This window comes from Bacillus sp. HY001 (genome assembly GCF_007558965.1).
Classification (GTDB): domain Bacteria; phylum Bacillota; class Bacilli; order Bacillales; family Bacillaceae_G; genus Bacillus_A; species Bacillus_A mobilis.
This window is the reverse complement of the sequence record NZ_VLTE01000001.1, coordinates 48,810-61,844: the sequence shown is the minus strand read 5'-3', so window position 1 is coordinate 61,844 and position 13,035 is coordinate 48,810. Positions and strand designations below refer to the sequence as shown.

Annotated in this window: 14 protein-coding genes; 9 read left to right on the top strand and 5 right to left on the bottom strand. The window is 35.0% G+C overall.

Going from position 1 to position 13,035, the window contains the following annotated elements:
* The first annotated feature begins 212 nt into the window (after positions 1 to 212).
* From FOT98_RS00295 to FOT98_RS00270, 6 genes are all read left to right on the top strand, one after another.
* Positions 213 to 1,280 (top strand): glycoside hydrolase family 113, encoded by a 1,068-nt coding sequence (locus tag FOT98_RS00295; protein WP_063261414.1) that lies wholly within the window; start codon positions 213 to 215, stop codon positions 1,278 to 1,280.
* A gap of 89 nt (positions 1,281 to 1,369) precedes the next feature.
* Entirely contained in the window at positions 1,370 to 1,561 is a 192-nt protein-coding gene (locus FOT98_RS00290) for a DUF378 domain-containing protein (protein WP_000670802.1), read from the top strand.
* Between the two features lie 211 nt (positions 1,562 to 1,772).
* Complete coding sequence (gene serC, locus FOT98_RS00285) at positions 1,773 to 2,855, top strand: 3-phosphoserine/phosphohydroxythreonine transaminase (protein WP_063261413.1); 1,083 nt, start codon at positions 1,773 to 1,775, stop codon at positions 2,853 to 2,855.
* A gap of 12 nt (positions 2,856 to 2,867) precedes the next feature.
* Positions 2,868 to 4,040 (top strand): 3-phosphoglycerate dehydrogenase family protein, encoded by a 1,173-nt coding sequence (locus FOT98_RS00280; protein ID WP_063261412.1) that lies wholly within the window; start codon positions 2,868 to 2,870, stop codon positions 4,038 to 4,040.
* 15 nt (positions 4,041 to 4,055) lie between these two features.
* Positions 4,056 to 5,303, top strand: a complete 1,248-nt coding sequence (locus FOT98_RS00275) for a DUF1015 domain-containing protein (protein WP_063261411.1) — start codon at positions 4,056 to 4,058, stop codon at positions 5,301 to 5,303.
* A gap of 83 nt (positions 5,304 to 5,386) precedes the next feature.
* Positions 5,387 to 5,764, top strand: a complete 378-nt coding sequence (locus tag FOT98_RS00270) for a hotdog family protein (protein ID WP_063261410.1) — start codon at positions 5,387 to 5,389, stop codon at positions 5,762 to 5,764.
* Between the two features lie 199 nt (positions 5,765 to 5,963).
* Here the strand turns inward: FOT98_RS00270 and FOT98_RS00265 are convergent, their stop codons facing one another.
* The 5 genes from FOT98_RS00265 to FOT98_RS00245 all read right to left on the bottom strand — a co-directional run bounded on the left by FOT98_RS00265 (position 5,964) and on the right by FOT98_RS00245 (position 10,136).
* Positions 5,964 to 6,359, bottom strand: coding sequence for a DUF3224 domain-containing protein (locus tag FOT98_RS00265; RefSeq protein WP_063261409.1), 396 nt, complete (start codon positions 6,357 to 6,359; stop codon positions 5,964 to 5,966).
* A gap of 75 nt (positions 6,360 to 6,434) precedes the next feature.
* Positions 6,435 to 7,466, bottom strand: a complete 1,032-nt coding sequence (locus tag FOT98_RS00260) for a S66 family peptidase (protein WP_063261408.1) — start codon at positions 7,464 to 7,466, stop codon at positions 6,435 to 6,437.
* 616 nt (positions 7,467 to 8,082) lie between these two features.
* Entirely contained in the window at positions 8,083 to 8,370 is a 288-nt protein-coding gene (locus FOT98_RS00255) for a hypothetical protein (RefSeq protein WP_063261407.1), read from the bottom strand.
* Entirely contained in the window at positions 8,367 to 9,470 is a 1,104-nt protein-coding gene (locus tag FOT98_RS00250; RefSeq protein WP_063261406.1) for a tetratricopeptide repeat protein, read from the bottom strand. The genes FOT98_RS00255 and FOT98_RS00250 overlap by 4 nt, the downstream gene beginning before the upstream one ends.
* Before the next feature lie 297 nt (positions 9,471 to 9,767).
* Positions 9,768 to 10,136, bottom strand: a complete 369-nt coding sequence (locus FOT98_RS00245; protein ID WP_063261405.1) for a hypothetical protein — start codon at positions 10,134 to 10,136, stop codon at positions 9,768 to 9,770.
* 467 nt (positions 10,137 to 10,603) lie between these two features.
* Here FOT98_RS00245 and FOT98_RS00240 point away from each other — a divergent pair, with 467 nt between their 5' ends.
* From FOT98_RS00240 to FOT98_RS00230, 3 genes are all read left to right on the top strand, one after another.
* Positions 10,604 to 11,245, top strand: a complete 642-nt coding sequence (locus FOT98_RS00240) for an ATP F0F1 synthase subunit alpha (RefSeq protein WP_063261404.1) — start codon at positions 10,604 to 10,606, stop codon at positions 11,243 to 11,245.
* A 171-nt stretch (positions 11,246 to 11,416) separates the two neighbouring features.
* Positions 11,417 to 11,686: a 2TM domain-containing protein gene (locus tag FOT98_RS00235; RefSeq protein WP_063261403.1), complete on the top strand. Its 270-nt coding sequence runs from the start codon at positions 11,417 to 11,419 to the stop codon at positions 11,684 to 11,686.
* Positions 11,687 to 12,038: 352 nt separating this feature from the next.
* Positions 12,039 to 12,878 (top strand): YitT family protein, encoded by an 840-nt coding sequence (locus tag FOT98_RS00230; protein WP_000747488.1) that lies wholly within the window; start codon positions 12,039 to 12,041, stop codon positions 12,876 to 12,878.
* Positions 12,879 to 13,035: the final 157 nt, after the last annotated feature.

The following is a 13,035-nucleotide window of genomic DNA, read 5'->3' as shown; positions in this document are numbered from 1 at the left end:
GCGATAATTTCAATTGTATAAGGACAAAAAAGGAGCGGAAATAAGCTCCTTTTTTATTTACCTTACTATTTTTAGGAGGTTAGTATGAATAAGGTGTGAATAAAGGATGAATAGCATTTTTATGGATGAAAATTCCACTCTTTTTTATATGGAATATATGTGAAACGTTGTATAGAATAAGCAAGTATGTCAAAAATAATAGGAGGAAAGATGTGAAGAGAAATAAGAGTTTAGTAAGTTTTTTAGGAGTGTGTATGATGTTGTTTTCTTTTTGTTTCCAAGGAAATGTACAGGCAGATATGAATACTGTTCAATCTGGAAAAATAAAGTCAGGAAACGTAACGGTATGGGAAGTTGAAAATGTATCGAAAGTATTAGCAGATGTGAATCGCTTAAATTTAAATACAGTAAATGTACCGATTCAAGTTGATATTCCGAATGTTACTTCTACTAATATGGTAATTAATCAAGCGCAAAAGAAAAAGGCTATTATTTTAATTCAAGAATTATTAAAGCGTAATATTCAAGTTATAGTGGAACCGTTCCCGTATATTCAGCAAGGAAATGTTGGGGAAACGGAATGGAATCCGAGTAATATGAATGATTTCTTCTGGAATTGGAAAACAGTTGTTTTGCAAGATATCTTTCATTCCATTACAAGTAAATACAATGTGTATGGACTCAAGATTGCCTCTAATTTCGTGAATATGGAATATGCAGAGGGATACTGGAGCGATACGATTGATTTTGTTCGTAAGCAGTATAAAGGAAATGTTTTGTATCAAATGAATTGGTGGTTAACAGCAAGTTGGGATCTTTCGTATGAAGCGAAGTTTAAAGAGAAAATCAATCGTCCGTATTTAAAAAAAGTGGATATTGTAAGTATCGATAGTTGGTTTGAAGTTTCAGGGAAAAGAAATCCAACATACGAAGAAGTAAAGAAAAGTTTATTTGCGACGACAGTGTATAATCGTGGGCAAAATGTTGTGCAGCAGTTGGAACAATTACATAAAGCAACAGGAAAGCCGGTTTATTTTGGTGGATTTAACGTTCCGGCGCGTGAGCTTGGATTACAAAATCCGTGGAATCCAGATGTTTCAAATGTGTTTTCAAAAGATGTACAACGAAACGGGTGGCGTGCTTACCGAGAAGTGTTAGAAACGAAACCGTATTTTAAAGGTTTTTCTATTTGGTTTATTGGCTCTCATAATAGTACGCATGCATATCAAATACATAGTAAAGAAGCAGAAACAATTATACATGGCTGGTACCGAAAATAATTTTAATTAAATAGGTAAGTTTTGAATTTTACCACATATATTTCTAGTGAAAGGCCTTTCACCATCTTATCACCTAGGGGGCAATCATAATGAAATTTTTGTCTTACCTTACAGTAATTTTGGTGATTCTTGGCGGTTTGAATTGGTTATTTGTGGCGTTAGATTACAATGTAGTTGAGAAATGGTTTGGTTCAATGCCGGCGCTTGTGGACACTATTTATTGGCTCTTTGGTCTTTCTGCTATTTATCAAATTTTTGATCGGTTCTTTACGAACAATTAGCTATCATTCTTTTATTATTAAAGTGTTAAGTACGATTATGTACTTAACACTTTTTTGTATGTGTATAAAAAATAGTTTGCACATGCAAGCGATTCCATTGCGTCTTACGCCGTAATAATAGAAAACAAATTGACCATATATTATATTTTAGGTTATAATTCAGAAAGTTTAAAAATTAATAAAAATGAGAAATAGGGAGGTTATTAGGGTGATGGAGAGAGTATATAATTTTTCAGCTGGACCATCAATACTCCCTTTGCCAGTTTTAGAGAAAGTGCAAAAGGAGCTTGTAAATTATAACGGGACAGGCATGTCTATTATGGAAATGAGTCATCGATCTTCTTATTTTCAAAGTATTATAGATGAAGCGAGTAACTTGCTTCGTGAATTAATGAGCATTCCTGATGAGTATGAAGTACTGTTTTTACAAGGCGGTGCGTCATTACAATTCTCTATGATACCGTTAAACTTAATGAATACGTATAAAAAAGCAGGGTACGTATTGACTGGCTCATGGTCTAAAAAGGCGATGCAAGAAGCTGAAAAAGTAGGAGAAGTACAAGTGATTGCCTCTTCTGAACAAGCGAAATTTACTACAATTCCTAAACTGGATGGTTTACGAAATGATGAAAAACTAGATTATGTACATATTACAACGAACAATACAATTGAGGGAACGAAATATGTGGATATTCCACATTTAGATAAAGTACCGCTCGTTGCGGATATGTCCTCGAATATTTTATCAGAACAATATGATGTGACGAAGTTCGGTCTTATATATGCGGGAGCGCAAAAGAATTTAGGGCCAGCGGGATTAACGATTGCGATTATAAAAAGAGATTTAATTGGGGGAGCAGATCGCTCTTGTCCTACGATGTTAAACTATGAAACTTACAGCAAAAATAACTCCTTATATAATACACCGCCAACCTTTAGTATTTACGTAACGAAACTTGTACTAGAGTGGTTGAAAGAGCAAGGCGGGGTATCTGCGATTGAAGAACAGAATAGAATGAAATCTTCACTTCTTTACAATTTCTTAGATGAATCAAAATTGTTTACTTCACCAGTTGACCTTGCGTATCGATCACTAATGAACATTCCGTTTACAACACCATCAGAAGAGCTGAACAATGAGTTTTTACAAAAAGCGAAAGAGCGCGGCCTTGTTACGTTAAAAGGACATCGCTCAGTCGGTGGTATGCGTGCAAGTATTTACAATGCGATGCCAGTACATGGCGTACAGCAATTAGTAAATTATATGAAGGAATTTGAGCTTGAGAATAGATAGGGAGATGGGGATATGTTTCGTGTTCAAACGTTAAATCAAATTGCGGAAAAAGGTTTGCAAGTACTTAGCGGAGATCGTTATGAAGTAGGGGATAGAATGGACCACCCAGATGGCATTTTACTTCGCAGCTATTCTTTACATCAAGAAGATTTTTCAAAAGAATTAAAGGCAATTGCAAGAGCTGGTGCTGGTGTAAATAATATTCCTGTCGAGCGATGTACGGAAAAAGGGATTGTAGTATTTAATACACCAGGAGCGAATGCCAATGCAGTAAAGGAACTTATTATCGCCAGCCTTATTATGTCTTCACGTAACATTATTAACGGAGTAAGCTGGACGAAAAATTTAGAAGGTGAAGAAGTACCTCAGCTTGTTGAATCAGGAAAAAAACAATTCGTGGGATCAGAAATTGCAGGGAAGCGTCTAGGGGTTATCGGCCTTGGCGCAATCGGTGCTTTAGTTGCGAACGATGCTTTAGCTTTAGGAATGGACGTTGTCGGATATGATCCTTATATTTCAGTTGAAACGGCATGGCGCCTTTCTACACATGTGCAAAGAGCATTTAGTTTAGATGAAATTTTCGCAACGTGTGATTATATTACACTTCATATTCCTCTTACGAATCAAACGAAGGGGATTATTGGTGAACACGCTGTAGAAAAGATGAAAAAAGGTATGCGTTTATTCAATTTCTCTAGAGGAGAACTTGTAGATGAAAAAGTTCTTCAAACAGCATTAGAAGAAGATATTATTACCCATTACGTAACAGACTTCCCGAATGAAAATGTAATAAAGATGAAAAATGTAACAGCGACGCCTCACCTTGGTGCATCTACGTCTGAATCGGAAGAAAATTGTGCGATCATGGCAGCGCGCCAATTACGTGAATATTTAGAGACAGGAAATATTCGTAATTCAGTAAACTATCCAAACGTAGAATTACCGTATATCGGAAAGAAACGAATTACGATTATGCATCAAAACGTTCCGAACATGGTAGGACAAATTACAGGATGTTTAGCAGAGCATCATATTAATATTGCCGATATGATTAATCGTAGTAAACATTCTTGGGCGTACACAATGATTGATATTGATAACGGAATTGATGATATAATAAAAGAGAATATAGTGGAAAATATAAGCAAAATTACAGGTGTTGTAGCCGTACGAATGATTGTGTAAAGGAGAGAGGAAAACTTGGCAAAAATCCGACCGTTTCGGGCCATTCGTCCAGTAGAAGAAAAAGCAGCGGAAGTTGCAGCTTTACCGTATGACGTATTAAATAGTGAAGAAGCAAGAGAGGTTGTAAAAGGGAATCCGTATTCTTTCTTACACGTTGATAAAGCAGAAATTGATTTAGATCCGGCACTTTCGCCGTACGATGATCGTGTATATGAAAAAGCGGGTGAAAATTTAAATCGATTTATACGAGAAGAAGTATTTATTCAAGACGAAGAGCCAGCACTATACATTTATGAACTGACGATGCAAGGGAGAACGCAGTCAGGTCTTGTCGTTTGTACATCTATTGATGAGTATGAAGATGATACAATTAAAAAACATGAAAGAACGCGTCATGAAAAAGAGCTAGATCGCATTCGTCACGTAGATGTGTGTGATGCGAATACAGGTCCTATCTTTTTAACATATCGTACTAAAGAAGAGATAAAGCGTTTCATCGCAGGTTGGAAAGAAAAACATGCGCCAATTTATACATTTACAGCAGAAGATGGAGTTAGGCATGTTGCGTGGAAAATAGCTGATGAAGAAGTAGTTGCAAGTTTAGTAAAATTATTTGAAGATATTCCTAATTTGTACATTGCAGATGGGCATCACCGCTCTGCATCAGCGGCAAAAGTTGGGCTCATGCGAAGAGAACAATATCCGAATTACACAGGAGAAGAAGAGTTTAATTTCTTCCTATCTGTTTTATTCCCTCATGATGAATTATCCATTTGGGACTATAACCGAGTTGTAAAAGATTTAAACGGCTTATCAGAAGAACAGTTTTTAAAACAAATCACGCAATACTTTTATGTAGAAGAAGCATCACTTTCACCGTATAAACCAAATGAGCCAAAAACTTTTGGAATGTATGTAAATGAGAAGTGGTATAAGCTTACAGTGAAAGAGGAAACGTTTGATGCGAATGATCTCGTTAAAGGTTTAGATGTATCTATTCTGCAAGATCATTTATTAAGCCAAGTACTTGAAATACATGACCCGCGATCTGATTCACGCATCGATTTTGTCGGAGGAATCCGCGGATTGGAAGAACTAGAACGCCTTGTAAAGAGCGGTGAATATAAAGCAGCATTCGCATTATATCCGACATCAATGGAAGCTTTATTAGCAATCGCAGACGCTGGAGAAGTTATGCCGCCAAAATCAACGTGGTTTGAACCGAAACTGCGCAGTGGGTTGTTTGTACATTCATTAAAATAAATAGACTTCTTTAGATTGAAAAACCGAAATGATTATAGTTTCGGTTTTTCTTATGTTAAAAGTGTTTTTGAGGAGGGGTAGGGATGAAATTACAAGTAGGCGAAAAAATCACCTTTGAGCGAACGTTTACGAAAGAGGATGTTGTTTTATTTACGGAAGTATCAAAAGATGAAGGTGTTCATCATGTTACGCCAGATGAGCAGGGGAGATTTGTTGTACAAGGACTGTTAACATCAACATTGCCTACAAAAATTGGCGGTGATTATAACGTACTAGCTCGCAAGATGGATTTTGAATTTTTACGTCCTGTTTTTAGCGGTGATACAATTCGTTGTGACGTAACCATTGAACAATTTGAGCCCGATGAAAAAAGTCGCACAAAAATTATTGCGATGTTTATATGTAGGAACCAACTTGAAAAGGAAGTTATGAAGGGGAGTTTTTCGGGGATTATTCTTTAATTGATAGGAAAAGTAATGAATAGGTGTGGGCCATGTCACTTGGGATTAGGTTTTTAATTCCACTATAACGAAAATGATATGCACTGCTGCATACTGATAATATACTCTGTTATTTCTTATTTTGAATAAGCTCGTCAACAAAAAGGACATTCCTAGTATTACAAGAAATGTCCTTTCCACTAAATTATAAGGTATTTAGCTAACATTTAAACTCTAAAATTAGTTTACTAGTTTGGCCTATAAACTGATAATGATAGGACCCTCTTAGTTTTTCTAAGTTACCGGTAGCTTTAATAATTGTTCCTGGGGAATCTAAATTTCCTTTATCAAATATTCCTTGCTCTATAGCTGTAAATGTCCCTTGTTGCCCCTTATAAATTCCTTCAAAGTGTAAAAATCCAGAGATTTTAGCAGTAGCTAAGTGACCATCATTTATATTGGAGTCTAAATAATATAATAAGTATTCAACAAAAGCTTTTCCTTTTAATTCACCATCAATATCATATTCGACATGTGCAATATTAATAGGGAAATCTTTTTTAGTATCATCGATAGGTTTTTCATCCCATTTACTTACTGTAAATGTTACTTCCATACACGTAATCTCCCTTCAATTATAAACTTTTAAAAAGTATCCATTCACAGTCATATCTCATGAGAGTGTTTTTATTCATTCCACGCCACTCTCTAAAATAGAGAAAGACCCATTTTCACAATCAATTTCTGCCATCACGCCGTAAGGTAAAATAAACTTCGGTTCAGTATGGCCAAAATTTAAATTATAAAGAATCGGAAAATCTTCTAAGTTATGTTCTTTCATAACTTGCAGTATTTCATGTTTATATTCTTCATAATACATTTCGTCTTTTGGTTTACCAAAAATGATTCCTTTTGCTTTTTGGAGAATGCCTTGCGCTGCGTAATTTCGTAACCAATACTTTATATAGCTTGGTTCTGGATGGTCTTCAGAAGTTTCAAAGAAAAGGATGCTATTCTCCCAATGTTTTTTTTCAGGCCAAAGCTCCGTTCCTTTTGCAAATTCTAGTACTTCTATACATCCACCAATTAAACGCCCTTGTACAGTGGTGGAGCCTTGAAGTAGCTCATATCCTTTGTTTTGTTGCATCGTACGCCTTGTATCCTTATTTACCTCTATCCATTCTAAACGCTCACTTGTCCATTCAGGAGCTGGTTGAATCTTGCCAATTGTCTCATTTGAAAAGAGAGTTCGCTTTACCATTTCGACTGTATATGGATCCATCTCTATATTTTCAGCGAAATCAGTTAAAATGGCTGGACCGTAAAAAGAGGAAATTCCTGCTTTATGACAAAACAAGTGTGAAATGGTAACGTCAGAGTATCCCATGAAAATTTTTGGATTTTCACGGATTACATTAAAATCTATATAGGGAAGTAAGCGAATGCTATCTTCTCCGCCAATATTTGCGATAATTGCTTTCACGCGCGTATCTTGAAATGCTTTCATTAAATCTTCCGCACGAGCTTGTGGGTTGTTATAAGTGAATTCGCTACCTTTTAAACTATTCGGCATTGGAACAACCGTAAGACCGAAAACTTCTTCTAATCTCTTTACCCCTTGTTCATATCGCCATCGTATCTCAGAATCACCTGCGCCTCCCCACGAAGGACTTACTGTTGCCACGATATCACCTGGCTGTAATCTGTTTGGTTTCTTTAACATGTTAACTCCGCTCCTACATAATGTAATGGACTACGACTATACAAACTGTAGTATTGAAAAATATGATGCATGACATTAGTTTCTTCATCATTAATCTGTTTACCTGCTGTGATTCAAGGATTTAGCATGCGTGTTGAATATATTTAAAAGTTACAGTATGCAACATTGTATGAGAAAGCTGGTTGCTATTTTCTGCAATGTGTAACTGCAATTATTACAAGTTGGTCGTATTCAATCCAAAAATATAATCATCATGAATGGAGAGGTTACAGCTTTTCCTAAACAAGAAAGCTATCGCCTTTAGGCATCGGAGTGTCATTAAAGATCGTAATGTTCGTGGTGCTAAAGTGTCTGAAGTATAGGTAGTTTATTCGATTTTTTTGTTGGGATTTTTAGGGGAGTATTCTTTAATTATTAGATAGAGAGGTAAAATAAAAAATACACCTAATTACTAGGTGTATTTTTTAGACTTGAAAACCACATATGTATTGGGAATTTTTCTACGGCAGAGTGTATCACAATAGAAATCATGTATATACGTAATATTCGTTACATCAAATGGTTTCCTTGTAAATATATGAAAATGGTAAACAAAATAGATTTCAATTTGGGTAACTTAAATACTTGTACCAATTTCAGAATTAGCAGGAGCGCCGCCAGTATGGCCATGAGCTTCAACTTTTGGAGCAGGGAAATGTGTATGCCCTTCTTGTTTAGGAGCCCCACCAGTGTCACCGATGTTTAATGCAGGGGCGCCGCCAGTATGGCCCTCAGAAAAAGAAGGAGCTGGTGGAGATGGGAAGTGTGCGTGTCCAGCTTGATTTGTGAAACCTGCATTTAATCCCAATGCAGTAATACCCGTAAATGCAATACCTAAGGCGATTTTACCAATTGTTTTTTTCATTTTTTTAACCCTCTTTCATTTGATTTTTTTGCTACTGTACTATTAAAGAAGTATAAACTTGCTTTCTCATGTTGTTGTTTGTTATAAAACGCAAGAGCTAGTTTTTCAAGATATTCAGAAACGTAACTATATAAGGATTCTCTATTGAAGTATTCAATTCCTTTTAAAACAATCGGTTCAATTTGATCTAATTCATTTTGGTTCGTGAAAACTTCCAATATAGCAAAGTGATGTTTATACTCTTCGTTACCAAGTTCAGAAATAAGTTGTTTCCCTATTTCAATGTAGTGGTTTGCTTTGTTTATAAGTCCTAATTTTTCATGTTCTTGTGCAAGTAAGAATATAGCTTTGTAGTGAGAAGGGAGTTTTTCAATGACTTGCGTCAGATGACGAATTGCTTCTTCAGATAGGTTCTGACTTGCATATAGTAGCCCTAAATTACCACGGACAAAAAGCTGTAAGGGTTCTTCATTCAATTTTTGAAGAATATCTAACGCTTTGTTATAGCTTTCCTCAGCTTGTTCAAAATGTCCTACATCTACATAAGAAGCACCAAGTACACTTAAACAGGAAGAAATATTTCTTTCACATCCGTGTTGCGATTCGAAAATTTCTAATGCTTTAGAAGCATTTACAATCGCAAAACTTGGTTGTTGTTGATGATAATGATATGTTGCAAATCGGTAATAGAAATCGGCATGTTCAATTTGACTGTGTCCGGATAAAAGTGTTTGTGCTTTTAAGAAATATTCGTCTGCTTCCTGATATTTATTGATAGCTGTTAAGTGAATCGCTTTATAATAATGAAATAGATAAGATAAATGTTTATCTTCTGGTTTTTCTTGGTCTTCTATGATTTGAAAACTATCTTTCGTGATTGATAGTCCATCTGTCAGAGCTGTATGTCGGAACTGGAGTAATGCGTAATATAAGTGATAAAGTGGAAATGTTTCTGTTTCTTTCAATAGCATTTCTTCATGTTCTTTTTTAGCTTCTTGAAACTGAATTTGTGCTTCCTTAACGTTTTGCGTTAAGATTGCATGGTACCAAGCTTCTAAATGTTTTGTTGTATATGTATGCCCCTTTAATGAAATGTTCATATTAGCCCCCTTGTATATTTTTCTATATAATTGTAACTATAATGGTAACACAATGAAAAGTAATTATATGGAATTTTTTGTTGATAAATAATATTCTGATTTTTTAAAGCTTGTAAATCCATGTGTTTTTATAGTTTTGTCTATGTTTTTTGGGGGGGGAGGGATCAGAATTGACTATAGAATCTTAATAAAATGATGTCACATGTACAGTACTAAAATAAAAGTTGAGAAAGTATGCATGAGGTGTCAATAGAATGAAAAAATAAACCGCCTAGCTATGTAGCTAGGCGGTTTATGTTAAATAGTTTCACCGTGAGCTTCTAGTTTTGGAGCAGGGAAATGTTCGTGCCCCTCAAGTTTCGGAGCAGGAGTGTCGCCAATATTGAAAGCAGGAGCCCAAGTATCCGCATGTGAATCTAATTTCGAGCTTAAATCAGCATGTGTCTCTTGTTTCGGAGCCCAGGTATCCCCTTTATTATTTGATGAAATAGGAGGTCTTCCATGATCATAAGCAGGAGCCCATGAATCTCCATGTGAATCTAATTTCGGAGCAGGAGTATCCCCGTGTGCAGCCTTTACAACGCCGCCATCCCCAATATTTACACCAAAAAGACCAAAGCTAAGTACCGATAAACCTACAACAGCTGTACTAATTTTTTTTTTCAATCTATATCTCTCCTTTTGCTATAGTTTTCCATTTTGTCTAAACGTGGTAGATAAAATGAAATGAATCGCAAAAAATTACCAATTATATTACGATATACGAATAATTATGTGTAATATTTTGTAAAACCTCCTTGAAATTTGAATTTTATGAAAATGAAATTCGACATGGTTCATTTTACAATTAGTTGAATAGATTTTGATTGAGTTTTTATAAAGGTATTCGCTAACTTTAGGACTGAAAGCAGCTCTTAATTTTTTATAGCCTGTTCATAGGTTTATTTTGACTTTGAATTAACTGAGCTTTTGTAATTTGAGAATCTAGTTCTCTCGCTGTATATTTCAAAGTTACAGTATGCAACATTGCATAAGAAAGATGGTTGCTATTTTCTACAACCTGTAACTATAATAGTTACAGGTTGGTCGTATCCAATCAAAAAATATAATCATCATGAATGGAGAGGTTACATATGGGTATGAAAAAATTAATTTTAGCAGGTGCTTTAGGGATCGCAGCATTATCAGGAACGAATTTACCAGGATTCGAACTGTCAAAAGTGAGTGCGGCTTCTATTGAGTCGAACTTCTCGACGTTAGAAGGACGAGTAATAGAAGTAGATAAAGGTGTGATTGTTGTAAAATCTAAGCAATATGAAGAGCCTGTTAGTGTATACATGGATACTTTCTCAAATGTGAAAGTAGGGGATGAGGTTAAAGCTACTGGATCTATGATGCGTAATTTCACGGAATACATGATTGCAAATACAGTTGAAAATACTTCAAATAAATTAGGTATGCACATGAAAGAAGACGACTCTCCTGATTATGTGATTGGGGAAGTATCAAAAGTAGGAACGATGGTAGAGGAGGGAAACGGTTCTACTAAATATGTCGTAGTTGAGTATCCATCACTAAACGGGAAGAAAGTTATCATTGATGTTTTTTTAACGAAGGGACAAGTATTTCATACGGGTGAGACAGTGAAAATTGATATGAAGTATGTGGGCTGGGGTGGAAGTTCTATTAACTGGAACACAACGGATCATATTGAAAAAGTATATGAGGTAAAGAGCAACGTTGAAAATAATGATGATGTTTGGATTTGGTCTTAATTAGATTCTTGTAAACATGTATCATGCAGTACCCATCGAATGATCATATGTATGACAATTCGATGGGTACTTTTTGTTTTGTGTTTTTTGAGAATAACGGATTTCCGATTAGAATATGATGTTAAGACTGGAGTGAAGGTGAAAAAACAATATGGAAAGAGGTGTTTAAGGGTGAAGCAAGATGAGGTTTATTTACGAGCTAAAAAAAGGGTGGAGAATTTAAAAGCTTTTTACATTCATTTAACGGTTTATATACTAGTGAACGTAATGCTTTTTATTATAAATATAATCTCTGATTCCAGTAAATTATGGTTTTTATATCCACTTGCAGGTTGGGGGATTGGTATCGTTATACATGGTTTGACAACTTTTCCAGTTGGGATATTCGGAAAAGAGTGGGAAGAACGAAAGATTAAAGAATATATGGAGAAAGATAAGTAAATTTATTTCTGGAATGTATGAATATAAAATTTTATATAAATCTCTATGATTACACGCTTGATGCGAAGTTTATTCTATAGCTTCGCCTATTTGCTTTGTATTCAAATTTTGCGCGAGTGAGAGTGTTTATATTCATTTTTTAGGCTGAATGGCTCGTGAAATCAAAACTTTATTTGTAGTACATAATAAATACAGTTGTTTTACTTTTTTAATTACTTGTGGATGTAGGATGAAGTTGATTTATTACCCTATATTAAAATAAAAATAAACCACTGTTCGATTTGAATATTCCACGATATAATGGTGAGAGTTTATGACAGAATAAATATTTACATAAGAAGTGAGGTACTGTATGAAAAAAAGAACGACAGACATTATTTTTATTATTATCGGTGCATTTCTTTTTGCGTTAGGTGTTAATTTGTTTGTTATCCCGAATGAGTTTGGTGAGGGTGGGGTAACAGGTATCACGATTATTACGTACTATTTATTTGAATGGTCACCGGGCTTAGTTAACTTAATTTTAAATGCGATTTTGTTAATAGCTGGTTATAAGTTTTTAAATAAGATTACAACAATTTATACGATTATCGCTGTAGTTACAAACTCGCTATTTCTTCATTTGACAGAAGGCTGGACGATTGCTTCGGATGAAATGCTCGTAAATGCCATTTTCGGAGGAATATTTATTGGATGCGGGATTGGTCTTATTATTCGCGTGGGCGGAACAACTGCTGGTACTACCATCTTAGCAAGGATGACGCATAAATATTTAGGTTGGAGCATTAGCTATGGTTTACTGTTCTTCGATTTAATCGTTGCGTTTTCATCGTATTTCATCATTGGTGCAGAAAAACTGATGATAACAATTATTATGCTATATGTAGCAACGAAAGTGATGGAGTTTGTAATTGAAGGTTTAAATCCGAAGAAAGCCATTACGATTATTTCTGATAACCCAAATGAAATTGCCGGGAAGGTTACTACCTTAATGGGTAGAGGGGTTACGGTGTACTCAGGTCATGGCTATTACACGAAAACGCCGAAGGAAATTCTTTATGTTGTTATTAATAAGCAAGAAGTAGTGAAGCTAAAACGGATTGTTCAAACTACAGATCCGGCTGCGTTCATCGCTATACACGATGTTCGTGACGTATTTGGAGAAGGATTCGTTGATATTTCGAAAGCTTAGAACTTATTTTTCATTAAAATAATCTTAATACTAAAACGTAAGAATCTATTTTGAATAATCTTTTTTCAAAATAGATTCTTTTTATTTATCTTAAAATGTTGGTTTGTTTTTCTTTTTCTTGCAAAAAATCCAATTGTTTCTTAATGTAAGAAATGTA